Source organism: Pseudomonas sp. S1_G07 (genome assembly GCF_054668565.1).
The window spans coordinates 561,744-587,475 of the sequence record NZ_CP162778.1; the positions used below are offsets into that span (position 1 = coordinate 561,744).

Consider the following 25,732-nt stretch of genomic DNA (forward strand, 5'->3'; position numbering starts at 1 on the left):
ACGTGCGTCATGCCTCAGATCGAGACAAAGAAGAAACTCGCAATCAACGCCATCCCCACCGCCCACACCAGCGAGCGCAGTATCGCCCAGTCGGCCAGGTAGCAAATGATGTACAGCAGGCGGCTGGTGATAAACAGCACCGCCAGCACATTGATCGTCACCAATTCGGCCGTACCGGCCAGGTGGGCGATAATCACCGCCGCCGCAAAAGCCGGCGTCACCTCAAAGCTGTTGAGTTGCGCACTGTGGGCACGCCTGGCAACCCCTTCGAGGGTGTCGAGGAAAGCACGCGGGTCGTGGTTATCGCGAGCCCCGAACTTGCCGCCACTGAACTTGGCCACACCTGTACACAGGTAAGGCAGAAAAATTGCGATCAACACACACCAGAAAGCCGCTGTCATCACTCATTCCTTTTGTCGTTTTATGCAGAAATTAGAGTTTTAGCACTAAAAATGCAAAATCGCACCTAACCGCTATGAGCCGTGGCACAGCGAAAGGTTCTATCGCCTTTGGCGTGGTGATCGGCGGCGTATGGGGACGCCTGCGGACCTCGCCAGACGCTCACTGATCCTCGTCGATCTGCGGCGGATGCCTCGGGTCTGCGGCGGCCTTGCCTGGCAGGCTGCTTTCGCTGCGGATCTGGGCATGGCTGATCAGCGCGAAGATAAAGCTGCCGCCGATGATATTGCCTGCCAGCGTCGGGCCGGCGAATATCAGCCAGAAGTCATGCCACGGCAGCTCGCCTGCAAATACCAGGTACGACACCTCGGCCGAACCGACCACGATATGGGTGAAATCCCCCAGGGCCATCAGGTAGGTGATGAGGATAATGATCCACATCTTGGCGCTTTCCATGGACGGGATCATCCACACCATGGTGGCGATCATCCAACCGGAGACAATGCCCTTGGCAAACATCTGGCCGGCGTTGTTCTCCATGATCTTGCGCCCGATCTCGAGGAAGGCGTGATCGGTCCTGGTGTCGAAGATCGGCAGGTGCAGCATCACATAAGCGACCAACAACGTGCCGCACAGGTTACCCACCAGCACCACCGACCACAGCCGCAACAACCGCCCCGCATTCGCCAGCGTAGGCTTGCTCATCACCGGCAGCACAGCGGTCAGGGTGTTTTCGGTGAACAGTTGCTGGCGCGCCAGGATGACCGCGAGAAACCCCGCACAGTAGCCGAAGCTGGCAATCACCTTGAAGGCTTCACCGTCCGGCAGGCGTGAGTTGAGCAACCCCATGGCCATCAGCGACAGGCCCATGGTCAGGCCAGCGGCCAGCGCCGACCACCACAACGCGGCGACGCTGCGCTCCAGTTCCTGGTCGCCCTGGGTGCGGATGATTTCATGCAGCACCGCCGCGCGGGGAGGCTGGTTGTCGTCGACGTCTTTCTGTTCTTCGCGCGACAGATTAGGGGTCTTGCCGTCTTCGTGAGTGGCCATGTTTTCAGAATCCAAGGGGGCGTGTGTTTCTACGACACGCCGCCGTCATGGCTGTTCAGTGGCCAGGCAACTAAACCTTTATGCGCCAGGCCTTGGCCATCTCTACGGTGGTGGAACTGATCGGCTTGGACCAGGGTTTGTTACGCGCTTTGTAGTGCTCAATGATGCCGTCGAGCACGCGATTGAACTCGGCCGGTGTGGTTGCCTCGCGCAAATCACGCGCGGCACGTTGCAACAACTCAACGTTGGCAGCCGGTTGGCCCGGACGGTAAAGCGACGGGTAAATCACCTCACGCGTGAAGTTTTCAGCCTTCACCGCAATATCGCGCCGGTGCATCTGGGCCACGGCCAAGGTCATCACCCTGGACAGCGGCGAAGCCTGCTTGGCGGCTACTTGCAGCAGTTGCTGGAAATTGCGCAGGCCCGGCGCATTCAGGCGTCGCCCCAGCCACTCGATATGCTCAGGCCGTCGGGCGAGCGCATCCAGGTTACGAAGCACGGACGCCAACTTCGGCGTGATAACCAAGGCATCGCTGGCCTGGTTCGCTTCGCTAATCGCGCTGTCCAAGGCATGCAGCAGCGTTTGCGCACTCTTGCGAAACATCAGCACTTCGCTGGCGGCCGGGTCCTTGCTCAGCTCATCCCGCACGCTGGCCAGCAATTCATCGTCCATCGCCAGTACCGCATCGGTCATTGAAGCGAACCCGTGATGCTCACGTACGGCCGCGCGTTTCTCCACATGCGTCGCCACCGCCTGGCCGGCGCGGCCCTGAAGATGCAGCTTCTGCTCAGACGTCATGGTGAAGTTGACCGTACCATTGAGCAGCCCGCGAAAGTCGCCTTTGTCAGTGTTCAGCGGCAAGATCACCGTCTGGTCGGCTGCCGCTTCCAGCCGTTCATCCTGATAAGCACCGGCAGCGGCGTGCGGCGTACCGGTGAGGGTGTCGACCAGACTGCTGAAAAAACCACCGCTTTTTTTCGGCTCCGCTGGTTTTTCGGACTCGAACTTGACGATCAACGATTCGGGCCGGCTCAGTGGGTCTTGCGCCAACGATGGCTCGATCACCCCAGGGGCCGGCGTGTTGACCAGCAGGCCGCCATCCTGGAACGCCGTAGCTTCGGCCGCTGCCTGGAACCCATGGCCCTGCTCGACCGGGCTTTTGAACAGCACCGGCAACGAACCCGAGATACGCGCGGCACGCGCAATATCCATGTCCGGGGTCAGGCTGGCATTGAACACCACCAACTGCGGGCGGCCATCGAACATGCCGGTGCCGGTGATGTTGAGCTGCTTGATCGCCGGGATGTGACGACTCAACACCTCAAGGTCGCCAAAGGTGGGCGCCCCTCCGGCACTCAGCCGGTCGGCAATGTTCATGACCTCGGCGGGCCTGTTGGCCCTGGGCATCTCGGCGATATGGGCGAGAAGCGATTTGCGCGACTCATTGCGCATCATCTGCTCCAAGGAATGCGCGTCGGTTTGCAAGCGCGGCATCATGCTCAGCAACAGCTGGGAAATATTACCCGCTGGGCCCGGCACACGCCCGGCGAGCTGGCCCAGCTGGGTGCTGGCCGTTTGCAGCCAGGCTGTCACGGGGTCTTGGCTGTTGAGCAGGCTGGGCAGGTCGAGGGTGTTCGACAGCGCCCCAAAAGCCTTCGCCCCCATGCCACTGGCAAGCAGCATGGCGGAAATGGCACCGGCCGAGGAACCGGAAATTACCTTGATGCCCGCCAGCTTGCTGGTGTCTTCAAGCGCCTGCACCATTCCCGCAAACGCGATGCCCTTGGCGCCACCGCCGCTGAGTACCAGGTGGCTGAGCGGCGGTGGCGACACCACCACCTCCACTTGCCCATTGCCATGGCGGTAGAGACTCAGCTTGCGCTCGCCGGCGTTTTTGACCAAAGGCGTCTTCACGTCCTGGCCAACGTCCTGAGTTGATGGGAGCTGGGCCTTTACCGGTGGACTGGAGACTTTCATACACAGGGCTCTCTTCATAGGGTGTCGTCCTAAGTGATGAGAGAGCCTTGAAAAGATCCTTGCGGAACAACCCGGTAAAACAAATCAAACCGTTGGATCGTCACACGGGCAGGGTGTCGTCCTTGAATTGGTCCTTGACGTAGCGGATCTCGGTACGACCATGGGGCGCTGGCAAACCGTCCTCGCCGAGGTTGACGAAAACCATTTTTTCCACGGTCAGGATGCTTTTGCGGGTGATCTTGTTGCGCACCTCGCAGGTCAGGGTGATGGAGGTGCGGCCAAACTCGGTGGCGGTGATGCCCAGTTCGATAATGTCGCCCTGGCGCGAGGCGCTGACAAAGTTGATCTCGGAGATGTACTTGGTGACGACCCGCTGGTTGCCCAGTTGGACAATCGCATAGATGGCGGCTTCTTCGTCGATCCAGCGCAACAGGCTGCCGCCGAACAGGGTGCCGTTGGGGTTGAGGTCTTCGGGTTTTACCCATTTGCGAGTATGAAAGTTCATGGCGGCTCCGCGTTCGGGGTGGGTGAGCGATAAGGTTAAGCCGCCAGCTTCAAGTTTTAAGCTACAAGCTGCAAGTTAAAGCAGATTCGTTTTTACTTGCCGCTTGTAGCTTGTCGCTTGCCACTAGCCGGTCATAGACCGTTATAATCGCCCCCGATTCAGAACGGCTACTACCGTTCTCCCGCCACCTGTCCGAGGGGCGCTGCAGCAGGCTTGGCCTGTCAGGCTCGGATGGGGCGTTGTCCGGTCTGGTCATTCAGCTGGATACTAAACGCACAACGGCGCCCATTCGCACACTACGAATGGAGGCTCTCTATGAGCGCTGTAATCACGCCTGCAGAATTCAACGACTACAAAGTCGCCGACATGTCCCTCGCTGCCTGGGGCCGCCGCGAAACCTTTATCGCCGAATCCGAAATGCCTGCCCTGATGGGCCTGCGTCGCAAATACGCCGCCGAGCAACCGCTCAAGGGCGCGAAGATCCTCGGCTGCATCCACATGACCATCCAGACGGCCGTGCTGATCGAAACCCTGGTTGCCCTGGGTGCCGAAGTGCGTTGGTCGTCGTGCAACATCTTCTCGACTCAAGACCAGGCCGCCGCCGCCATTGCCGCCGCCGGTATCCCGGTATTCGCCTGGAAAGGCGAGACCGAAGAAGAGTACGAGTGGTGCCTGGAGCAGACCATCCTCAAAGATGGCGCGCCTTGGGACGCCAACATGATCCTCGACGACGGCGGCGACCTGACCGAGCTGCTGCACAAGAAATACCCGGCCATCCTCGACCGCGTCCACGGCGTGACCGAAGAAACCACAACTGGCGTACACCGCCTGCTGGACATGCTGGCCAAGGGCGAGCTGAAAATCCCGGCCATCAACGTCAATGACTCGGTGACCAAGAGCAAGAACGACAACAAATACGGCTGCCGTCACAGCCTGAACGATGCGATCAAGCGCGGCACCGACCACCTGTTGTCGGGCAAGCAAGCCCTGGTGATCGGCTACGGTGACGTGGGCAAGGGTTCGTCCCAGTCGCTGCGTCAGGAAGGCATGATCGTCAAGGTCTCCGAAGTCGACCCGATCTGCGCCATGCAAGCCTGCATGGACGGTTTCGAAGTGGTTTCGCCGTTCATCGATGGCGTCAACGACGGCACCGAAGCGAGCATCGACAAGGCCCTGCTGGGCAAGATCGACCTGATCGTCACCACCACCGGCAACGTCAACGTCTGCGATGCCAACATGCTCAAGGCCCTGAAAAAACGCGCCGTGGTGTGCAACATCGGTCACTTCGACAACGAGATCGACACCGCTTTCATGCGCAAGAACTGGGCATGGGAAGAAGTGAAGCCGCAGGTGCACAAGGTTCACCGTACCGGCGCCGGCGCATTCGACCCACAGAACGACGACTACCTGATCCTGCTGGCTGAAGGCCGCCTGGTTAACCTGGGTAACGCGACGGGCCACCCAAGCCGCATCATGGACGGCTCGTTCGCCAACCAGGTGCTGGCCCAGATCTTCCTGTTCGGGCAGAAATACGCCGACCTGTCGCCGGCCCAGAAAGCCGAACGCCTGACCGTGGAAGTACTGCCGAAGAAACTCGACGAAGAAGTAGCCCTGGAAATGGTCCGCGGCTTCGGCGGTGTAGTGACTCAACTGACCAAGACCCAGGCCGACTACATCGGTGTGACCGTCGAAGGTCCGTTCAAGCCGCACGCTTACCGCTACTAAGTAACCAGCTCCACCTGCTCTAACCTGTAGGAGCGAGCTTGCTCGCGAAAAACCCAAGGGCACCGCGTACAGCCTGTCTGACGCGTTATCGTTGACGTTCTTCGCGAGCAAGCTCGCTCCTACAGTGCAGGTGGGTTGCACAGTCGGCTTCTGAGTTTCCAAGGGTATTACCATGTCCCAAGACCGTCGCTACAGCTTCGAGTTCTTCCCGACCAAGACCGATGCTGGGCATGAAAAACTGATGGCGACCGCCAAGCAGTTGGCCAGCTACCACCCCGACTTCTTTTCCTGCACCTACGGTGCCGGCGGCTCGACCCGCGATCGCACGATCAACACCGTGTTGCAGCTGGAAAGCGAAGTCAAAGTTCCCGCCGCTCCGCACTTGTCGTGCGTGGGCGACAGCAAGGCCGACCTGCGCGGCCTGCTGACCCAATACAAGGGCGCCGGCATCAAGCGCATCGTTGCCCTGCGCGGCGACCTGCCGTCCGGCATGGGCATGGCCAGCGGCGAGCTGCGCTACGCCAGCGACCTGGTGAGCTTCATCCGCGAGGAAAGCGGCGACCACTTCCATATCGAAGTGGCGGCGTACCCGGAGATGCACCCCCAGGCACGCAACTTCGAAGACGACCTGAAAAACTTCGTGCGCAAGGCCAACGCCGGCGCCAACAGTGCAATCACCCAGTACTTCTTCAACGCCGACAGCTACTTCTACTTCGTCGAGCGTGTACGGGCCATGGGTGTGAACATCCCGATCGTGCCGGGCATCATGCCGATCACCAACTACAGCAAGCTGGCACGCTTCTCCGACGCCTGCGGCGCAGAAATCCCGCGCTGGGTACGCAAGCAACTGGAAGCCTACGGCGATGATGTCAAGAGCATCCAGGCTTTCGGCGAGCAGGTCATCAGCGAAATGTGCGAACGTCTGTTACAAGGTGGTGCACCTGGGTTGCACTTCTACACCCTGAACCAGGCCGAGCCGAGCCTTGCGATCTGGAATAACCTCAAGCTGCCACGCTGAGGCTTGCCCTACGGTGCCAAGGCCCTCGTCAATTCGAGGGCCTTTTTGTTTCAAGCCGGCGACGCGCCCTTACCCGCCAATGCTTGCGCCAGAGCTTCTCTTTAGTGCATGAGCATCGTAACCTCAGGGCATGCCCGTCATTCCGAAGCTGTTGACTGCTGCGCTTTTTACTTGCCTGAGCTTGCACGCTCATAGCGAGACATTGCGCATTGTCACCGAGCCCTGGGCGCCCTATGTGTATGAGGACCAGGGCACCATGCGCGGGCTGGACTACGAAGCCACGGTGATCGTGTTCCAGCGCCTGGGGGTCGAAGTGCAGTGGCAATTCCTGCCCTGGAAACGCTGCCTGGCGATGCTTGACCAGGGCAATGCCGATGGCGCCCTGGATATTTTCCACAGCCACGACCGCGATGCCCAGTTGCTTTACCCCGGCGAACCGCTGTCGGAAGTCGAGTTTGTATTGTTCTACGCCAACGAGCGCCCTCACCCGGCCCGGGCCCTCGACGACCTGCAAGGCCTGGCCATCGGCACCTCGCCGGGTTACCTGTATGGCGCCGAATTCAACGATTCGACTTTATTCAAGCGCGAACCGGCGCCCAGCCATGAGGCCAACTTCGGCAAATTGCTGCTGGGGCGCATCGACCTGGTCATCACTGATCGCCGGGTCGGCCAGCATGTGATCAAGACACAGGGCCTGGAGAGGAAGGTCAGCCAGGCACCGTTGGTGGTCAGCCGACAGCCGCAATACCTCGCCGTACGCCGTGGCGCGGGCATGGACCTGCTGGTGCAACGCTTTGCCGCCGAACTCAAGCGCTTCAAACAGGAACCGGCCTATGCCGCTTTGAGCGCCAAATATGGTGAAATCCAAGCCAATACGGCGTCCGGACGCACCGTTGAGCACCAGGAAAGCAGCGAACAGTGATTGCTCTGTTATACTCCGGCCTTTCCGCCAGGCTTACGCCCGGCCGCTGAGGTCTTGAAAAAGGCACCCAACCCCGCTACAGCGCAGCTTTCAGCCCGCGCGAGCCGGTGGAGTGCCCGCCAGACGCAGCAGGACCGGACGGGATTGCGCTCCCCTAAGCGCCATTCACGCCTGGCAAGATTATCCCTTTGGGCCAAGCCCTAACTAAAACAGGATTACTCATGTCCTTTGCTTCCCTCGGTCTCTCCGAGGCTTTAGTCCGCGCCATCGAGGCAGCGGGCTATACCGAGCCTACTCCGGTGCAACAGCGGGCCATTCCCGCCGTGTTGCAAGGTCGCGACCTGATGGTTGCGGCTCAGACAGGTACTGGTAAAACCGGTGGTTTCGCCCTCCCGATCCTGGAGCGGTTGTTCCCCAACGGTCATCCGGACAAATCCCAGCGTCACGGCCCGCGCCAACCGCGCGTACTGGTCCTGACCCCTACCCGCGAACTCGCCGCCCAGGTACATGACAGCTTCAAGCTGTATGCCCGCGACCTGAAGTTCGTCAGCGCCTGCATCTTCGGCGGCGTCGGCATGAACCCACAGGTTCAGGCCATGTCCCGTGGCGTAGACGTGCTCGTCGCCTGCCCTGGTCGTTTGCTCGACCTGTGCGGCCAAGGCAGCGTCGATTTGTCCCACGTGGAAATCCTCGTGCTGGACGAAGCCGACCGCATGCTCGACATGGGCTTTGTCCATGACGTGAAAAAGGTCCTCGCCCGCCTGCCGGCCAAACGTCAGAACCTGCTGTTCTCGGCAACGTTCTCCCAGGACATCACCGCCCTGGCCGGCAAGCTGCTGCACAACCCGGAGCGCATCGAAGTCACGCCGCCGAACACCACGGTCGAGCGTATCGAGCAACGCGTATTCCGCCTGGCCGCCAGCCACAAACGCTCGCTGCTGGCGCACCTGATCACCCATGGCGCATGGGAGCAGGTGCTGGTGTTCACCCGCACCAAACACGGTGCCAACCGCCTGGCCGAGTACCTGGACAAGCACGGCCTCACCGCCGTTGCCATCCACGGTAACAAGAGCCAGAACGCACGCACCAAAGCCCTGGCCGATTTCAAGGCCGGCTCCGTGCGCATTCTGGTGGCCACCGATATCGCCGCTCGCGGCCTGGATATCGACCAGTTGCCCCACGTGGTCAACTTCGAGCTGCCAAACGTCGACGAAGACTATGTACACCGTATCGGCCGTACCGGCCGTGCCGGTCGTTCGGGTGAAGCCATTTCCCTGGTAGCACCGGACGAAGAAAAACTGCTGAAAAGCATCGAGCGCATGACCAAGCAGAAAATCGCCGACGGCGACCTGATGGGCTTCGACGCCAGCGCCGTGGAGGCCGAGAAGCCTGAAGTACGCGAGCGTCCGGACGTGCGCAACCCACGCAACCCACGCGGTCCGAAGGGCGATGGCCCGAACGGCGGCGGTGGTGGCGGTGGTCGCCGCGACAAGGGCAAGGACAAAGGCGGCAAGGACAAAGCGCCCACCAACGGCCGTGGCGAACGCCCAGCCCGCGAGCAAAAGCCCCGTGAAGGCACCCCGGCCCGCGAACAGCGCCAGCCGAGCCAGCCGCCACGCGCCGCCGCCGACCGCGCCCCGGACGAGTTTCTCGACGACGACGTGGATAACTTCGGTAACCGCGTCGACTACGTGCCCCAGGCCAAGCCGGCACAGGGCCGTGGTCGTCGCCCAGGTGCTCCGGCACAGGGCGCAGGCGCAGGTGCTCCACGTAGTGGCCAACCTCAGGGCGGTCGTCAGAACGGCCCACGCAACAGCAGCGGCGGCACCACTGGCACCCCGCCAGCTAAACGTAGCGGCCCGCGTAATGGCGCACCGCGTGACGGCCAGGCCCGTCGCGAAGACTCTCGCAGCAACAACCGCCGCCCGGCCCGTGACGACCAGCCACGGTCGTCCGAGCCTGCAGTGCAGAACCCGCGCGGAGGCCCGGCGCCGAAGATCATCCACAAGGAGTCGAAAGTGGATCGCTTCCCGACACCCGAGCAGTTGGATCAACTGCCAGGCCGTCCTCGTGGTGAAAAACCAGCGCTGCTGACTCGCAACCGCGAAGCATAAAAAAAACCCGTATCGCGAGATACGGGTTTTTTTTGCCTGTAGGAGCGAGGGGGACGCCTAGTTCTTGCTCGCGAAGGTCGTCAACGATAACGCTGGCAGCCTGAAAAACGCGGTGTCTCTACGTTTTTCGCGAGCAAGCTCGCTCCTACACACGAAGCATTACTTCGCTTTCACACCTTCAAACGTCACGTACAGCTCAACATTATTGGACGCTGGGCCCAGGTCCATCTGCTTGCCGAAGTCCTGGCGATTGAAGCTGGTGGTGCCTTCAAAGCCAGCACGGTAGCCGCCCCATGGATCTTTGCCTTCACCCAGGAAGGTGGCCTTGACGACGATCGGCTTGGTCACGCCGAGCAGGGTCAGGTCGCCGGTCACGTCGGCAGTGACTTGGCCCGCAGCATTCTTACCGGTGGTTTTAACACTGGTGGAGACGAACTTGGCATCGGCAAACTTGCCAACGTCCAGGAAGTCTTTGCTGGAGATGTGCTTGTCACGTTCGGCGTGATTGGTGAACACGCTGGCGGTACGGACGTTGAACTCAATCTTGCTGTCTTCAGGCTTGGCGGCATCGAAGCTGAACTTGCCGTCCAGGTCCTTGAAGGTACCGGTGATGAAGCTGTAGCCCAAGTGGCTGATCTTGAAGTCAACGAAGGCGTGCTGGCCTGCTTTGTCGACGACATAGTCAGCGGCCATTACCTGGCCTGCCGACAGCAGGGCCGTACCGATTGCCAGAGCAGCGAGGGTCTTTTTCAACATGCTTTCTATTCCTTGTGAGTCGAGGTTGAACATCAGGCTTTGCGCCCCAGCATTCGCGTGAGGGTCGCATCACGATCGATAAAGTGGTGTTTCAATGCAGCCACGCCGTGCAAGCCGGCGAACACTACCAACACCCAGGCGAGGTACAAATGCACCACGCCGGCGGTGTCTGCCTGGTCCGGTAGACCGGAAACCACGGCAGGAATTTCAAACAAACCAAACACCGGGATACCGACACCGTCTGCGGTGGAAATCAGGTAACCGGCAATCATCACGGCAAACAAGCCGATGTAGAGGAACGCGTGGCCAAACGCGGCGCCGATCCGGGTCATGCGGCTGTAACTGGCAAGCGGCGGTGGCGGCGGGCTGACCAGACGCCAGACAATGCGCACCAGCATGACGGCGAACAGCGTAATGCCGATGCTCTTGTGCAGGTCGGGCGCGTCTTTGCGCCAGGCGCTGTAGTAGTCGAGGCCAACCATCCACAAGCCCAAGGCGAACAGACCGAACACCACCAGGGCCACGCCCCAGTGCATAACCATGCTGACCCAGCCATAGCGGGCCGGTGAATTGCGTAACTGCATGTACTTAATCCCGTAAGAACTGCGCCCAAGACTAGCGATTTACCTATCGAATTAAAGCGGAAAATTTCGCTTTGAAATATCGAGAAATACGATCTAGAGCGTATGAAGCGTAAATTAACCACGGATTAAGGACTCTCCAGAACAAACGTGACAGACCGTCCTGCGTTTACTGCCAATTCGCGCGTAATGGGTTGTGACACAGCCGCCCATTGCATAGGCTTGCGCGATTGTTCCACCTGCGCCGCGCGCAGGACCGTTTCGAGGAGATAAACGATGGGCTTGAACAACCAGTGGATGCAACGCGACCTTGCGGTGCTGTGGCATCCCTGCACTCAGATGAAAGACCATCAGCAACTGCCGCTGATCCCGATCAAGCGCGGCGAAGGCGTGTGGCTGGAAGACTTCGAAGGCAAGCGCTACCTCGACGCCGTGAGCTCCTGGTGGGTCAACGTGTTCGGCCACGCCAACCCACGCATCAACCAGCGCATCAAGGATCAGGTCGACCAACTGGAACACGTGATCCTTGCCGGTTTCAGCCACCAGCCGGTGATCGAATTGTCGGAGCGCCTGGTGGCGATGACACCCGAGGGCCTGACGCGCTGCTTCTACGCCGACAACGGCTCGTCGTGCATCGAAGTCGCGCTGAAAATGAGCTTCCACTATTGGCTCAACCGCGGCCTGCCGAATAAAAAACGCTTCGTCACCCTGACCAACAGCTACCACGGCGAAACCATCGCCGCCATGTCGGTGGGCGACGTACCGCTGTTTACCGAGACCTACAAGGCACTGCTGCTCGACACCCTCAAGGTGCCCAGCCCGGATTGCTACCAGCGCCCCGAGAGCATGAGCTGGGAAGAACACTCGCGCAACATGTTCCTGGCCATGGAACAGACCCTGGCCGACCACCACGACAGCGTCGCCGCCGTGATCGTCGAACCGCTGATCCAGGGCGCCGGCGGCATGCGCATGTACCACCCGGTATACCTCAAGTTGCTGCGCGAGGCCTGCGACCGCTACGGCGTGCACCTGATCCACGATGAAATCGCCGTGGGCTTCGGCCGTACCGGAACAATGTTCGCCTGTGAGCAGGCCGGCATCCGCCCGGACTTCCTGTGCCTGTCCAAGGCCCTCACTGGCGGTTACCTGCCGTTGGCGGCGGTGGTCACCACCGATGATGTCTACGACGCGTTCTACGACGACTACCCGACCCTGCGTGCCTTCCTGCATTCCCACAGCTACACCGGCAACCCGCTGGCGTGCGCGGCGGCCCTGGCGACCCTGGATATTTTCGAAGAAGACAACGTCATCGAAAACAACAAGGCCCTGGCCCAGCGCATGGCCACCGCCACCTCGCACCTGGTGGACCACCCCCATGTGGCGGAAGTGCGCCAGACCGGCATGGTGCTGGCCATCGAGATGGTCCAGGACAAAGCCACCAAGACCGCCTACCCGTGGCAGGAACGCCGTGGCCTGAAGGTGTTCGAGCACGCCCTGGAACGTGGCGCGCTGTTGCGGCCGCTGGGCAGCGTGGTGTACTTCCTGCCACCCTATGTGATCACCCCGGAGCAGATCGACTTTTTGGCCGAAGTGGCCAGCGAAGGCATCGATATCGCCACCAATAGCAAAGTCAGTGTGGCGGTGCCGAAGGACTTCCACCCAGGCTTTCGTGATCCGGGCTGATTAGGTTCACTCGACTGATCGGGTGTCGGGCCTACCGCTATCGCGGGCAAGCCCGGCTCCCACAGCTTTTGTATTTTTCCAGAGAACAGAAATGAGACTGTCCCGCTTTTTCACCGACACCCCGCTGAGCCTCGGCGAGGTTGAACTGCCTGAAGCCCAGGCGCATTACATCAGCCGCGTGCTGCGCATGGGCGAAGGCGATGCCGTGCAATTATTCGACGGTTCCGGCCAGGAGTTTCGTGGCACGTTGCTGGAGGTCGGTAAAAAACGCGTCACGGTACAACTCACCGAACACTTCGCCGGTCAGGCCGAATCGCCGCTGCATATCCATCTCGGCCAAGGCTTGTCCCGCGGCGAGCGCATGGATTGGGCGATCCAGAAAGCCACCGAGTTGGGCGTCAACGCGATCACACCGATCTTCAGCGAGCGCTGCGAAGTGCGCCTCAAGGACGAACGCGCCGACAAACGCTTGCTGCACTGGCGCCAGGTAGCGATCAGCGCGTGCGAGCAATGCGGGCGTTCGACGGTGCCGGTGATTCATCCACCGCTGCTGCTGGCCGACTGGCTCAAGCAGGCCGAGGCCGACCTGAAACTGGTGCTGCACCCGGTGGCCGAACCATTGGTCAGCCATGCCAAGCCGTCGAGCCTGGCCTTCCTGATCGGGCCTGAAGGCGGGCTGACCGACAGCGAAGTCGACACCGCCCAAGCTGCCGGCTTCCACGCCGCCCGCCTGGGTCCGCGCGTATTGCGCACCGAAACCGCGCCGGTCGTCGCACTGGCCGTGGCCCAGCAATTGTGGGGCGACTTCTAACCTCGCCGTGTAAATCCAATCAAGAATGTGGGAGCTGGCTTGCCCACGTGCCCCCGCTCGGCATGGACACAGACCGGTCACACTTGTGTAGGAGCGAGGGTGACGCCTAGTTCTTGCTCGCGAAAAACCCGAGAACACCGCGGGGGGATCAGGTTTCCCGCGTTATCGTTGACGGTCTTCGCAGGCAAGCCAGCCCCCACAGGGTTACAGCACGTAATGCATGATCGCCACGAAATGCAGCAGGCTGCCGCCGATCACGAACAAGTGCCAGATCCCATGGGAATGTCGCAGACGATCCTCCAGGGCAAAAAAGATAATGCCGACGGTGTACAGCACCCCGCCCGATGCCAGCCAGATAAACCCCGCCGTGCCCAGCGCGGCGAGCAATGGCTTGACCGCCACCAGCACGATCCAGCCCATTACCGCGTAGATCACGATAGACAGGATGCGCGCCTCGGAGCGCGGCTTGATCTCCTGCAGGATACCGATCACCGCCAGCCCCCACACGATGCCGAACAGCGTCCAACCCCACGGCCCGCGCAAGGTCACCAGGCAAAACGGCGTATAGCTGCCGGCAATCAACAGGTAGATCGAAAAGTGATCGACCTTCTGCATGATCGCTTTTCGCCGCCCCTGCACGCTGTGGTACACGGTCGACGCGCTGTACAGCACCATCAGCGTAAAGCCATAAATCGCCACGCTGACGATCTTCCAGGGGCTGCCATCCAGGCTCGCCACCACCAGCATCCACACGGCGCCAATACACGCCGCGACTGCACCAAGCAAATGGCTCCAGGCGTTGAATCGTTCCCCGTGGTACATGTGTCATTGACCTCCCGCAACCGTTGACGACTGGCCGCCAGCGTCCAGCCTTGCGCATAAGAGTGCAAGCGCCTTATGACGTTCCGGCGACGCCGCGCGGTTTTGCGGGCACAATCGAGGGCATTCGAACAAGAGCCCAAGGCCATGCTGATCGATGAAGAATTCACCCTCAAGAAGCTCGAGATCTTCCTGGCGTTCATGCGCACCGGCAACCTGGCCCGCGCCGCCGCCGAGCTGCACACCAGCAACGTCAGCGTGCACCGCGCCATCCACTCCCTGGAAAGCGCCCTGCGCTGCCCGCTGTTCAAACACGAGGGCCGCAACCTCACGCCGCTGGAAAGCGCCTACGTCCTCGAAGAACGCGCGCAGAAACTGATCGCCGATGTGGTCGACAGCGTACGTCTGACCCGCGAGGCCGCCGGCTTCTCCGCCGAACGCTTCAAGCTCGGCTCGCTGTATTCGCTGACGGTAAAAACCGTACCGCAACTGATCATGGGCCTGAAGATCCGCCGCAGCGAACTCAATATCGACCTGATCCTGGGCTCCAACTTCGACCTGCTCTACAAGCTCAAGAACATGGAAGTCGACGCGATCCTGATCTCCCTCGACGAGCACGCCAACGACCCCGATTGTGAACAGATCGCGCTGTTTTCCGACGACATTTTCCTCGCCACCCCCGCCGATTCGCCCTTCGATCGCGAGCGCGAAATCGACCTGGCCGACGTGCGCGACGCCACCTTCATCACCCTCACCCAAGGCTTCGCCACCCACCAGGACGGCAATCGCGTGTTCAAGCAGGCAGGGTTCGAGCCAAAGGTGGCGATGCAGGTCAATGACATCTTCACCCTGCTGAGCATGGTCAGTTCGGGCGTGGGTTATGCGTTGCTGCCAGGCAGGATTGCAGCGGTGTATGAGAACCGCGTGAAGTTGATACCGCTGCAACCCAGGTATCGGTTGCAGCAGCATATTGGCGTGGTGTTCTTGAAGGCCAAGGAACGCGACCCGAATTTGCTGGCGTTGTTGGCCGAATGCCGGATGTATGCCAATCGCCAGGCCTGAGCTTGGACGCTACCCCACCAGAGCGCGCATCATCAAAAACAACAACGACGGCCCCAGCAGGCACCCCAGTGCCGTATAAAACGCGGCGGTCAAACAGCCATAAGGCACCAGCTTCGGATCGGTCGCCGCCAGGCCGCCCGCCACGCCGCTGGAGGTGCCCATCAGCCCGCCAAAAATCACCGCGCTGCGGGGGTTGTTCAAGCCGATCAAAGGCGCCACGAAGGGCGTCATCACCATCACCAGAATGGCCTTGATCAACCCGGCGGCAATGGACAGCGCCATCACCTCGGAACTGGCGCCAATCGCCGCGCCAGTGACCGGGCCGACGATGTAGGTCACGGCACCCGCGCCAATGGTGGTGAGACTCACCGCATCGGTGTAGCCGAACGCCATCGCCACCCCGACCCCGGCCACGAAGGAAGACCCCACGCCGACAAACAGCGCCAGCACGCCGACGTATCCGGCGCGCTTGAGCTCATCCACACTCACGCCAAAGGCCGTGGCGACGATGGCAAAGTCGCGCAGCATCGCCCCGCCCAGCAGGCCGATGCCCGACAACAGCGGAATATCCACCACGCCTTTGGAACCACCGGTAAAGGCACCGCCCACATACGACAACACCAGCCCCAGCAGAATGGCGATGGCCGAGCCGTGCAGGCGGCCCTTGGTGAAGGTGTCGGAAATCCAGTAGGACACCCACATGGTCAGGCCGATCACCGCAAAGCCACTGATCAGGCCGTAGCCGGTGATCACTTTCATCATCGATTCGTACATGGCGATCACCCGGCTTCTTTGGTAGGAACAACTGCGCTCGGCTCACGGTTGCCGATGCGCACCAGCACCGGCACCAGGGCAAAGCCCAGCACCACGGCCAGGGTCCCGGCCAATATCGCCATGGGCCCGCCACTGATGGCGCCATACACGTTCTGCTGCGCCGCCATGGCCACCACGATCGGGATATAAATCGCTGCCCAGAAGCTCACGCCCGCCTCCGAGTTGCGGGTAAACCAGCCGCGTTTGCTCAGGTAACTGCCCAGGCCGATCAACAGCAGCATGGCGATACCCACCCCGCCGACGTTGGCCGGGATGCCCATCCATTTACCCAGCAGTTCACCGATAAACAGCCCTGCCAACGTACAAAACGCCAGAAACGCCACACCGTAGATAATCATGGTTGTTGTCCTCAAAGTGCTCGATCGAAATTGTTGTTTTTGTGCTTCGAAAGCCTTGGGTGGTGCTTTATCGGTGGCGGCGCTCCTCCTCTTGCAGCAGGGCCTGCAACGTATCCAGGCGCGCGCCTTCACAGGCGATCACCGTACCTTGTTCAAATACGCGGCGTGACAGGCCGGTGAGCACGGCGCCGGGTGGCAGCTCGATCTGCAGGCGCACGCCGCGTTCGTAAGCGCTTTGCACGGTGCCGCGCCAGTCGACGATGCGGCACATGTTGAAGGCCAGGTCATCGCGCAGTTGCTCCGGGTTGTGGATCGGCCGCGCGCGCGTGCTGCTCAGGTAGGTGATGCGCGGCGCCTTGAGCGGGACGAAAGCCTGGGCCAGGGCCTGGGCGGGTGCGTCAAGCAGCGCGCAATGAGACGGCACGCTCACGGCCAGGCGCCTGGCCACACCATTGCCTTGGATGCGTTGCGCGACACGGTTCATCGCGGCGTCGCTGCCGGCGATCACGGTCTGGTTGTCGGCATTGATATTGGCCAGGTACACCGGCGTCTGCGGGCTGTGGATCTGAGCCAGCACGTGCTCGACGGTGGATAACTCCACGCCGATGATCGCAGTCATGCCGTAGCCCTGTGGATAAGCCTGTTGCATCAGCTCACCGCGCAGGGCGACCAGCCGCACGGCATCAGCAAACGCCAACGCACCTGCAATCACCGCTGCCGGGTAGGCGCCAATGGACAAGCCCGCCACGTAATCCGGCGTGTGTTGCAGCAGGCGCGCATGGGCCACGCCAGCGATCAGCAGGCATAGCTGCACTGCGCGCGTCGACTCAAGGGCTTGCGCAGAATCGAGTGGGCGAACGTCCTCCCCCAAGGCACTGCTGGCTTCATCCAGCACATCAGCCGATAACCGTTGCAACATGCCCGGCCGCTGCGCGCCCTGCCCTGGGAACACCAGCAGGCTGCTCATGCCACGCCCTGCCAGGGGTCGAGTACCAGGTGCGCACCGCTGGCGGTCTTGAGCAGCACCCGCCGTGACGGGCCGGCCCACTCACGCAAGGCCACCGCACCAAACGGGGTTTGCAGTTGCAGGTCTACGGCGCATACCGCCTTGTCCAACGTCGCCAGAAGCGCCCGTGCCCTGTTGCGTTCCAGTGGCTCGGGTGCGCGCAGAATCAAATCCAGGTCACTCCCGGCATGCAGCGCTTCGATGCCGGTGGCCAACTCAAAACCCGCACTGCCACTGACGCCCCAACAGGTGTTCGCCAGCACCGGCCGTAGCTGTTCCAACGCCTGCAACGCGGGTAAATCCCGTGTAGACATCACGCCGCGCAAGGCTTCCGGCACCACGCGCCGGCGCACCGCTGCAACTGGCATCCGGGCAGCGAAGCGCTGCTCACGCAACCGCCCGCGCACACCGACCGCCACCTGGCCCGGCTCGGCGATGGCGCGACGCACCACCACCGGGTGGCCGGCGCCGAGCGCGTCCACCGCCCAGGCCGGCGCGTCGGCGGGCAGATGCGCCGGGGTCATGCCCCAGAGCAGGTCGTGGGCGTTCACCATTGCTCCCGCAACAGTTGGCGTACATGGCTGGAAGCGGCGCGGTGGGTGGCGCCGAGGCGACCACTCAAATCACTGCCGTCGACATCCTCGATCGCGCTGAGCAGGCAATCGCTGACCCGCACCACGTCCTCTGGTGTCGGCTGTTCAATCTGGCTCACAGACAACGTTTCCCAGAGCAAGCCAAGGCTGGCAAAGCTGTCGATGTCATAGGCCATGGGCGGCACGCTGGCGGCCAGGGCTTCCAGCTCCTCAACGCTGCGCAGGGTCACCCGCGCGGCCGAAGCCTTGCCCATGGCGTGCACCATCACACCGGGGTCGCGCAGGGCGATCAGGCGGTTGGCCTGGTAACCGTGGGCCAGGAACGCGCCGGACATCGCCTTGCCCACCAGCAGCGCGATCACCGGGTGCCCGGCCAAGCGGGCCCGGGCGTAGGCATCGGCGGCGGCGGCCAGGGCTTGATGGATACCGAGGGCTTCTTCGCGACGCCCGTAGGCTTGGCTCGGCACATCGACGATGGCGATGATCGGGCGCTTGTCGCCGCGGGCGATGGCTTCATCCACGGCTTTGGCCAGGCCCCAGCCTTCGAGCAAGCCGACTTCGCCGTTGCGCGCACGGGGGAAACGGTTGTGCGCGTCGGTGACCACAGCGATAAAGCGCACCGCGTGTTCACCCAGTACGCCGTCAGCGACTTTCAGCGAGTTAGGCAAACCCTCGACAGGCGTCGCGCCAGCGCTCAATGCATTGAACCACTGCAACCCTCTCATGCGCGTTCTCCCTGATACAGATCACGAACCGTCGCCGGGTCGATTTGCGCTGTGGCGTCCAATTCGGCCAAGCGTGCCAGGTAGAGATCGGCCTGCCGGCTGCGCTGTTGAGCGGGTAAGCCTGTGTGCAGCAGCGCGGTGATCGTCTGTTGGATCTGCGCTACATCGTCGGCCACGTAACGGTCGGCCAGGCCACTGTTGAAGCGCTGCTCGCCGCCGGTAAGGCTCCAGATGAAGGGCCGGTCGCGTGAGTCGTATTCTTCCAGGCCGGCTTCCTGTTCGATCACTTGCGGACCGTTGAGCCCCAGGCGCGCTTCACGGGTGACCACCAGGTAACTGCACAATCCGGCGGCGATGGACATACCGCCAAAGCAGCCGACACTGCCCGCCACCACGGCGATCACCGGCTGGTACTGGCGCAGGTCGACAATCGCCGCGTGGATATCGGCAATCGCCGCCAGGCCGAGGTTGGCTTCCTGCAGGCGCACACCGCCGGTTTCCAGCAGCAACACGGCGCGGGTGGGGATGCCTTTGCGGTTGTCTTCAGCGGCCAATTCCAGCGCCCCGGCGATTTTAGCGCCGCCGACTTCACCGAGGCTGCCGCCCTGGAAGTTACCTTCGATGGCCGCCACCACCACAGGCAAACCGTCGATGCTACCTTTGGCGATGATTACACCGTCGTCGGCCTGGGGCACCACGCCTTGCCGGCTCAGCCACGGCGACATGACGCGTTGGAACGGGTCGATCAGTTCGCGGTAGGAACCGGCATCCAACAAGGCCTTGGCCCGCTGACGCGCGCCCAGTTCGACAAAGCTGTGTTTAGCCAGCAAGTCAGTCATGACCGATCTCCTCGAAACCTTGCTCCAGGCGCAAGCGCACCACGCCAGGGGTGGCGCCGAAATCATGGATATCGATCTTCAGCGCTGGCGGCGTCTGTTCCTGGAAGATCCGTTCGAACAGGTGCTGCCAGCGTTGCTGGGCACCATTGACCGAGGTCTGCACCTGGATGCTCAGCGTGCCGGGCGTACCCGGTTCCAGCAGCACTTCCAGGTCGCCGGAGCCGACGCAACCCACCAGCGCACGGCCTTTGGGTGGCTGCCCGGCGGGGAATTCAAAGGATAAGGTTTCCATCACAACGCTCCGTCGAGGCGGTCGATAAACAGGCAGGCGGCCAACAGGTCGGCGGCGCCACCGGGGGAGGCATTCAGGGCCAGGAGTTGCTTGTCCAGTTCGTGCAGGTGGCGGCGCCCGGCGAGGGTTGCGCTGCCGCCGGCCTCCAGCACCGCTTGTGCGCCGCGTTGCATGGCTTGCAGGCCTTCGGTGCCGGCGCGGTAGAGCACGCAGGTGTCGGCCAGCTCGGTCATGATCGCCAGCAACGCGTCGAGACGGGCGTTCTGTTCACCGGCATTTTGGCGGCGGCTTTTATGCAGTTGCGGCAGGCCGCGTTGCATCACGGAAGGGAAGCCCAGTTGCGCCTCTTCACGGGCACCGCGTGCGCCGTAGCGTTGAGCGACCTGGGCGCCGTGGCTCATCGGTTGAGGGGCATCGCGGTCGTTGAGCAGGGCTAATCTGGCGGCATTCAGCGTTATGGCACGCGGTTGCAGGGCTGCCGATGCGGTCAACAAGCCCAGCGCCCAGATCGCACCTCGATGGGTGTTCACACCCTGGGTGGTGGCAAGCATCGCCTGCTCGCCTTCGCGACCGATACGCCCGAGGGCTTCACGCAGAGGCAAACCGACTTCACCGACTTCAATCGCAGCCTCAGCCATTGCCTTGAACATCGGCCACAGGGACAGCGCCGAAGCGTGCATCAGCCCCAGGTGCAAATCGCTGTGGGCACCGTTGCCACGACGGTCCACCAGGGCGGGCTTGGGCGACAGGTCGGCTTCATCGATCAGCGCCTCGACGGCCATATCCGCCAGGCGATCCGCGAGGCTCAGTTCATGCAGTTTGAGAGCGCGCATTTACCAGCTCCTGAATTTGGCGGGCGGGTTGTACAGGCCACCGGACCACTCCACCAGGTCGGCCACGCTCTTGGCGGCCAACAACTCGCGGGAGGCGTCGGTGCGGCGAATCCCCAGGTCCTCGGGCAAGGCGATCAAGCCTTCGCGGCGCATGCGCGCGGTGTCCTTGGGGTTGTGGCGCATGCCGATGGCGGTCACCCCGGCGACGGCGGCGATCATCGCCTGGCGTTCTTCCAGGGAACGCGCCTTGTACAGGTAGGCGATGCCTTCTTCGGTGAGCAGGTGGGTGACGTCGTCGCCGTAGATCATGATCGGCGCCAGGGGCATGCCGCTTTTGCGCGCCACCTCCACCGCGTCGAGGGTGTTGACGAAGGTGGGCTTGCCGCCTTCCTGGAAGGTTTCGACCATTTGCACCACCAGTTTTTTGCCGCGTTCGAGCAAGGCTTCGGGCGCATCGTCGTGGCGCATATCCAGCCAGGCCGGGGTGCCATGACGGCGGCCGCGTGGGTCGTGGCCCATGTTCGGCGCGCCGCCAAAACCGGCGAGGCGGCCACGGGTCACGGTGCTGGAATGGCCATCACCATCGACTTGCAGGGTGGCGCCGATAAACAGGTCCACGGCGTATTGGCCGGCCAGTTGGCAGAACATCCGGTTGGAGCGCATCGAGCCGTCGCGGCCGGTGAAGAACACATCCGGCCGTGCGGCGATGTAGTTTTCCATGCCCAGTTCGGTGCCGAAGCAATGCACGCTTTGCACCCAACCGCTTTCGATGGCCGGGATCAGCGTGGGGTGCGGGTTGAGGGTCCAGTTGCGGCAGATCTTGCCCTTCAGGCCCAGGGACTCGCCGTAGGTGGGCAGAATCAGCTCGATGGCGGCGGTGTTGAAGCCGATGCCATGGTTGAGCGACTGCACATTGTGTTTTTCGTAGATGCCACGGATCGCCATCATCGCCATCAGCACATGCACCGGCTTGATATGGCGCGGGTCACGGGTGAACAGCGGCTCGATGTAGAACGGTTTGTCGGCCACCACCACGAAATCCACCCAACTGGCGGGGATGTCGACGCGGGGCAAGTCGGTGACGTCATCCACCAACTGGTTGACCTGCACGATGACGATGCCATCGCTGAAGGCTGCCGGCTCGATCAGCGCCGGAGTATCTTCGGTACTGGCGCCGGTGTAGATATTGCCGGCACGGTCGGCCATGAACCCGGCGCAGAGGACGACGTTGGGGATCAGGTCCACCACCAGGCGGGCATAGAGTTCGATGTAGGTGTGAATCGCTCCGATTTCCAGCAGGCCGTCTTCCAGCAACTGGCTGATGCGCAGGGATTGGGTGCCGGCGAAAGAGAAATCCAGCTTGCGGGCGATGCCCTTTTCAAACAGGTCCAGGTGCTCGGAACGGCCGACACTGGGCATGATCATGTGCAAATCGTGGAGCTTGGCGGGGTCGGCCTTGGCCAGGGAGCGCGAAAGGAAATCGGCCTGCTTCTGGTTGTTGCCCTCCAGCACCACACGGTCGCCGGGGAGGATCAGGGCTTCCAGCGCTTCGACGATTCGGTCACTGGGCAACACCGCCCCGTCTGCGTACTTTTTGACCAGCCCGAGCCGCCGCTGCTTCTCGTCGCGCCGCCGCGTCCAGCGCGAGTCGGGGTTTATTGTTGTTGTCATGGTCGCTCCACGGGTTTGCTGTCGTGGGGCTTACCTTAGGAGTGATTGAGGGGGCCATCAATCAAGCTGGGCGTTGGACTGTTACGCCTGGGTTAATGATGGCTCAATGAACACGGGCGTTCAGGTGCTGTGCCATTCGCTGCGGTGGAACCATACGGTCCTGAACAATGCCAACGCTGCAAAAACGTGCAGCCCCAACACGGCCGCCCAACTCCACTCCCAGAGGCGTGATAGCGCCTGTGCGTAAACCGGCAACAGCAGCAAGAGCAGCGCCACCAGCGCGCAGCCGCCCAGTTGCTCCCAGTTTCTCAAGCGACTGGGACGGGAGACTATCGCGTAACCCAGCAGGGCGCCCAGGCACACCATCAGCAGGCTCAGCAAGTCGTGCTCGTCGACGGGAGGCCAGCCCAGCAGGTTGAGCGGCAAGCACACCGCGAACAAGGTGAACGCGCAAATCGAGACATACACAAAGGCGTATTCAAGCGCGTCCAGCAGACGATCACGGATAAACCCTCGGGCCTGTTTATCTTCTTCCGGAGTAGGCCTCTCGGATATCGCCACCGCCAGCAGACCCGAGCCAAGACCGCCCAGGGTCATGACCACAAAGTTGCTCACTACGCCCCTGATTGCCTTATCGGCACCGACCAGCTTTAGGCTTTCGAGGTACACCAGGATAAACACCGCGCCTGCGGTGGTAATCATGAACCCCCACAGCTTTGCGCGGTTGGACTGCACGTTCATGGTCACCGCCGCCGTGAGCACCAGCACCCCGAACCACATCAACAACGCGCCGGTAAAACGGTTGAGGTCGTACAGCCAGGCAAACCCATCCAAAAGCCACATTGCGTCGATACTTCTGTCGAAAAACTCCCTTGGCTATCGGCAGTGGGGCGGGGATCTTTACGATGAAGGGATCAGATGCTGCGCGGCAAGGTATGCCTCTGTGGCGAGCGGGCTCGCCACCCTTGTTCAGTGGTGTCTGTTAAATAGCGGTCCCAAATAGGGAATGATCGGTCCCTGTTTGGGACCGTTTCAAGATGCAGGCGCCGGGCTGACCTGCTCAAGGGCTCTATCAACCAGCAACTGCCCCAACGCGGCCATCTGCTGAATCCCGAGCATGATTGCGCGCTGGGATAAGTCCAGGTCGAAGGCCAGATTGCAGGTGAGTGCGTTGAGGGAGGCCAGGGTTTCGCTGGCATTGACCAGCAGGGTTTCGGTGTTTTGGTGGGGGTTTACGGTGAAGAGGGGCGGATTGGGGGTAGGTTTGATCATGTTGAAACTCCTAAACAGTAGTAAGGAGCGCCACCGTTCGCTTGCACGCGAATGAGGGTGGCGACCGTGCGCAGGTGTGCAAGACCGGGCCTGTTTAGGACACCCAGCAGGTCCGAAAACCTCCTGCGCGCAGCCGCCATAAAGCAGCGAGCACAAAAAACGCCCGTTGGTTGGCAGGGCGTTTGTACGCCTAAACAGTTTCGTCGGACTTGCACGTCCGTGTCACCGTTTTTTGCGATGACGGGACGAAGACTAGGCCTGCTGTCCGCACGCGACAAGTTCACGCACACCCCAAAGTCTTGCAGGAAAAATCCGAGAGCCCGCCCAGCGAGCTCTCGTCCGTGCAGACGGTCAGCCGCGCTTGCGCTGGGCCCAACCCCAACTCAACCCCAGCACCGCCGCCACGCCCGAGGCGCAGAGTACGCTCAGCTTGGCAGCGGACAGCAGGCTGGTATCGTCGAATGCCAGCGAGGCGATGAAGATCGACATCGTGAAACCGATACCCGCCAGCAAACCCACCAGCATCACCCCGGACCAGGTGACCCCCTGCGGCAACTGGCACAACCTGGATTTGACCAACAGCCCGCACGCCAGCATGACCCCGACCGGCTTGCCCACCACCAAGGCCAGCATCACCGCGATGAACACGTGCTGGGACATGCCTTCTGCCAGGTTGGCACCGGCCAGGCTCACCCCGGCGTTGGCCAGGGCGAACAGCGGCATGATGCCGAACGCCACCCAGGGATGCAGCGTGGCCTGGATCCGTTGTACGGGCGAAAGCATCTCGCGCTGGGCCTGGCGTATCTGCTTGAGCGGTTGAGTGACGGTGTGCGGATCGGGGCCTTTTGCGGAGAACTTGTCGACCAGCTCATGAAAGTTGCGTTGCAGGCTTTCCAGCGGACGCTCACGCATCGGCATCGAACGCACCGGGCTCATCAACCCCAGCAGCACGCCGGCCAGTGTCGGGTGCACGCCGGTCTTGAACAGGCCGTACCAGACAATCGCTCCCGGCAGGATGTAGATTGCCATCTTGCTGATGCCCATGCGCTGGAACAGCAGCACCATCAGGACGCCGCCCAGAGCAATCATCACGCCGCTGTAGTCGAGGCTGGCGGTGTAGAACAGCGCGATGATCAGAATCGCGACGATGTCATCGATGATTGCCAGGGCCAGCAACAAAATCCGCACGCCGCCGGGAATAGACTTGCCCAACAACGCCAGGACGCCCACCGCGAAGGCAATGTCCGTGGCGGTCGGCACCGCCCAGCCATTGCTGGCCGGCGTGCCATGGTTGATCGCCAGGTAAATGAGCGCCGGCATCAGTACGCCACCCAACGCGGCCCCCAGCGGCAACAGGGCCATCTTCAAGCTCGCCAGGGCACCGTCGTGGATTTCCTGGCGAATCTCCGCGCCCACCACCAGGAAAAAAATCGTCATCAGGCCATCGTTCACCAGAAAGTGCAGCGACCGGGAAACACTCCAGTCGCCGAACCCCAGGCTCACCTGGGTATGCCAGAGATGATCATAGCTGGCGGCATACGGGCTATTGGCCCAGGCCAGGGCAACGAGGGCCGCCACCAGCAAGGCGATACCGCTGACCGCTTCGATATGGGAGAACCGCTCCAGAGCGGACAACGCGCGCTCGGTGAGTACCTGCGGGCGAGGAATAGCGCGGGAGACCGATTGTTTTAAAGACACGGGGGTACTCCGTTGGCGGCCCGACCAACGCTTGAGATTTAACCTGCTGCACGCGACACGCGGCACAGCACCCGCGGCGATGATAAGAAGCCGACGCGACGGATGCAAACCCGATGCAGCGCATCGAATGAACCTGTGGCCCGTGAGCCATTCCTCGAACGCGAACCACAGGTGGTAAGGTTGAACCGCATCAAGCGCCGATGCGCCA

General features: G+C 61.9%; 26 protein-coding genes and 1 riboswitch. Of the genes, 7 read left to right on the forward strand and 19 right to left on the reverse strand.

Features of this window, described 5'->3' with window-relative positions:
* Positions 1-14: 14 nt before the first annotated feature.
* The 4 genes from AB4O05_RS02650 to AB4O05_RS02665 form a co-directional block, all read right to left on the reverse strand.
* The gene (locus AB4O05_RS02650) at positions 15-401 is read right to left on the reverse strand and encodes an MAPEG family protein (protein WP_460133334.1); all 387 of its coding nucleotides are present in this window, start codon (positions 399-401) and stop codon (positions 15-17) included.
* Between the two features lie 160 nt (positions 402-561).
* A complete protein-coding gene (locus AB4O05_RS02655) occupies positions 562-1,449 on the reverse strand; it encodes a formate/nitrite transporter family protein (RefSeq protein WP_460133332.1) in 888 nt (295 codons plus the stop codon).
* Between the two features lie 70 nt (positions 1,450-1,519).
* The gene (locus AB4O05_RS02660) at positions 1,520-3,427 is read right to left on the reverse strand and encodes a patatin-like phospholipase family protein (RefSeq protein WP_460133331.1); all 1,908 of its coding nucleotides are present in this window, start codon (positions 3,425-3,427) and stop codon (positions 1,520-1,522) included.
* A gap of 100 nt (positions 3,428-3,527) precedes the next feature.
* On the reverse strand, positions 3,528-3,932 hold the full coding sequence (locus AB4O05_RS02665) for an acyl-CoA thioesterase (RefSeq protein WP_460133329.1): 405 nt from the start codon (positions 3,930-3,932) through the stop codon (positions 3,528-3,530).
* 188 nt (positions 3,933-4,120) lie between these two features.
* Positions 4,121-4,226: riboswitch (S-adenosyl-L-homocysteine riboswitch) on the forward strand.
* 21 nt (positions 4,227-4,247) lie between these two features.
* Here AB4O05_RS02665 and ahcY point away from each other — a divergent pair.
* The 4 genes from ahcY to AB4O05_RS02685 all read left to right on the forward strand — a co-directional run bounded on the left by ahcY (position 4,248) and on the right by AB4O05_RS02685 (position 9,711).
* Positions 4,248-5,657, forward strand: a complete 1,410-nt coding sequence (gene ahcY, locus AB4O05_RS02670) for an adenosylhomocysteinase (RefSeq protein ID WP_460133327.1) — start codon at positions 4,248-4,250, stop codon at positions 5,655-5,657.
* 172 nt (positions 5,658-5,829) lie between these two features.
* On the forward strand, positions 5,830-6,675 hold the full coding sequence (metF, locus tag AB4O05_RS02675) for a methylenetetrahydrofolate reductase [NAD(P)H] (protein ID WP_460133325.1): 846 nt from the start codon (positions 5,830-5,832) through the stop codon (positions 6,673-6,675).
* A 130-nt stretch (positions 6,676-6,805) separates the two neighbouring features.
* On the forward strand, positions 6,806-7,597 hold the full coding sequence (locus AB4O05_RS02680; RefSeq protein ID WP_460133322.1) for a substrate-binding periplasmic protein: 792 nt from the start codon (positions 6,806-6,808) through the stop codon (positions 7,595-7,597).
* A 221-nt stretch (positions 7,598-7,818) separates the two neighbouring features.
* Positions 7,819-9,711, forward strand: a complete 1,893-nt coding sequence (locus AB4O05_RS02685; RefSeq protein ID WP_460133321.1) for a DEAD/DEAH box helicase — start codon at positions 7,819-7,821, stop codon at positions 9,709-9,711.
* Between the two features lie 159 nt (positions 9,712-9,870).
* Here AB4O05_RS02685 and AB4O05_RS02690 read toward each other — a convergent pair whose 3' ends face one another.
* Positions 9,871-10,467: a YceI family protein gene (locus AB4O05_RS02690; protein ID WP_460133320.1), complete on the reverse strand. Its 597-nt coding sequence runs from the start codon at positions 10,465-10,467 to the stop codon at positions 9,871-9,873.
* A gap of 32 nt (positions 10,468-10,499) precedes the next feature.
* Positions 10,500-11,051 (reverse strand): cytochrome b, encoded by a 552-nt coding sequence (locus AB4O05_RS02695; protein ID WP_460133318.1) that lies wholly within the window; start codon positions 11,049-11,051, stop codon positions 10,500-10,502.
* 273 nt (positions 11,052-11,324) lie between these two features.
* Between AB4O05_RS02695 and AB4O05_RS02700 the strand changes: the two genes are divergently transcribed.
* Both AB4O05_RS02700 and AB4O05_RS02705 read left to right on the forward strand, forming a co-directional pair.
* Entirely contained in the window at positions 11,325-12,731 is a 1,407-nt protein-coding gene (locus tag AB4O05_RS02700; RefSeq protein ID WP_460133315.1) for an adenosylmethionine--8-amino-7-oxononanoate transaminase, read from the forward strand.
* Between the two features lie 91 nt (positions 12,732-12,822).
* On the forward strand, positions 12,823-13,542 hold the full coding sequence (locus AB4O05_RS02705; protein WP_460133313.1) for a 16S rRNA (uracil(1498)-N(3))-methyltransferase: 720 nt from the start codon (positions 12,823-12,825) through the stop codon (positions 13,540-13,542).
* 204 nt (positions 13,543-13,746) lie between these two features.
* On the opposite strand, the gene trhA is transcribed toward AB4O05_RS02705, so the two are convergent.
* A complete protein-coding gene (gene trhA / locus AB4O05_RS02710) occupies positions 13,747-14,364 on the reverse strand; it encodes a PAQR family membrane homeostasis protein TrhA (protein ID WP_460133311.1) in 618 nt (205 codons plus the stop codon).
* Positions 14,365-14,508: 144 nt separating this feature from the next.
* On the opposite strand from trhA, the gene AB4O05_RS02715 reads away from it, so the two are divergent.
* Positions 14,509-15,423 (forward strand): LysR family transcriptional regulator, encoded by a 915-nt coding sequence (locus AB4O05_RS02715; protein ID WP_460133308.1) that lies wholly within the window; start codon positions 14,509-14,511, stop codon positions 15,421-15,423.
* Between the two features lie 9 nt (positions 15,424-15,432).
* Here the strand turns inward: AB4O05_RS02715 and madM are convergent, their stop codons facing one another.
* The 12 genes from madM to nhaA form a co-directional block, all read right to left on the reverse strand.
* On the reverse strand, positions 15,433-16,197 hold the full coding sequence (gene madM / locus AB4O05_RS02720; RefSeq protein ID WP_460133306.1) for a malonate transporter subunit MadM: 765 nt from the start codon (positions 16,195-16,197) through the stop codon (positions 15,433-15,435).
* 5 nt (positions 16,198-16,202) lie between these two features.
* Entirely contained in the window at positions 16,203-16,595 is a 393-nt protein-coding gene (gene madL, locus AB4O05_RS02725) for a malonate transporter subunit MadL (RefSeq protein ID WP_460133304.1), read from the reverse strand.
* Positions 16,596-16,662: 67 nt separating this feature from the next.
* Positions 16,663-17,562, reverse strand: coding sequence for a malonate decarboxylase subunit epsilon (gene mdcH / locus AB4O05_RS02730; RefSeq protein ID WP_460133302.1), 900 nt, complete (start codon positions 17,560-17,562; stop codon positions 16,663-16,665).
* Positions 17,559-18,155: a malonate decarboxylase holo-ACP synthase gene (locus AB4O05_RS02735; RefSeq protein ID WP_460133300.1), complete on the reverse strand. Its 597-nt coding sequence runs from the start codon at positions 18,153-18,155 to the stop codon at positions 17,559-17,561. Before AB4O05_RS02735 ends, mdcH begins: the two co-directional genes overlap by 4 nt.
* Positions 18,149-18,919, reverse strand: a complete 771-nt coding sequence (gene mdcE, locus AB4O05_RS02740; protein WP_460133298.1) for a biotin-independent malonate decarboxylase subunit gamma — start codon at positions 18,917-18,919, stop codon at positions 18,149-18,151. The genes AB4O05_RS02735 and mdcE overlap by 7 nt, the downstream gene beginning before the upstream one ends.
* Entirely contained in the window at positions 18,916-19,758 is an 843-nt protein-coding gene (locus AB4O05_RS02745; protein WP_460133295.1) for a biotin-independent malonate decarboxylase subunit beta, read from the reverse strand. The genes mdcE and AB4O05_RS02745 overlap by 4 nt, the downstream gene beginning before the upstream one ends.
* Positions 19,751-20,050: a malonate decarboxylase subunit delta gene (locus AB4O05_RS02750; RefSeq protein ID WP_460133292.1), complete on the reverse strand. Its 300-nt coding sequence runs from the start codon at positions 20,048-20,050 to the stop codon at positions 19,751-19,753. The genes AB4O05_RS02745 and AB4O05_RS02750 overlap by 8 nt, the downstream gene beginning before the upstream one ends.
* Complete coding sequence (locus tag AB4O05_RS02755) at positions 20,050-20,883, reverse strand: triphosphoribosyl-dephospho-CoA synthase (RefSeq protein WP_460133291.1); 834 nt, start codon at positions 20,881-20,883, stop codon at positions 20,050-20,052. Before AB4O05_RS02755 ends, AB4O05_RS02750 begins: the two co-directional genes overlap by 1 nt.
* Positions 20,884-22,554, reverse strand: a complete 1,671-nt coding sequence (mdcA, locus tag AB4O05_RS02760) for a malonate decarboxylase subunit alpha (RefSeq protein WP_460133290.1) — start codon at positions 22,552-22,554, stop codon at positions 20,884-20,886. It abuts the gene before it with no gap.
* Positions 22,555-22,674: 120 nt separating this feature from the next.
* Positions 22,675-23,397 (reverse strand): hypothetical protein, encoded by a 723-nt coding sequence (locus AB4O05_RS02765; RefSeq protein WP_460133287.1) that lies wholly within the window; start codon positions 23,395-23,397, stop codon positions 22,675-22,677.
* A gap of 189 nt (positions 23,398-23,586) precedes the next feature.
* Positions 23,587-23,826 carry a DUF6124 family protein gene (locus AB4O05_RS02770; RefSeq protein WP_460133285.1) on the reverse strand — a complete coding sequence of 80 codons (240 nt, stop codon included), beginning with the start codon at positions 23,824-23,826 and terminating at the stop codon, positions 23,587-23,589.
* A gap of 351 nt (positions 23,827-24,177) precedes the next feature.
* Complete coding sequence (nhaA, locus tag AB4O05_RS02775; protein ID WP_460133283.1) at positions 24,178-25,524, reverse strand: Na+/H+ antiporter NhaA; 1,347 nt, start codon at positions 25,522-25,524, stop codon at positions 24,178-24,180.
* Between the last annotated feature and the right edge of the window lie 208 nt (positions 25,525-25,732).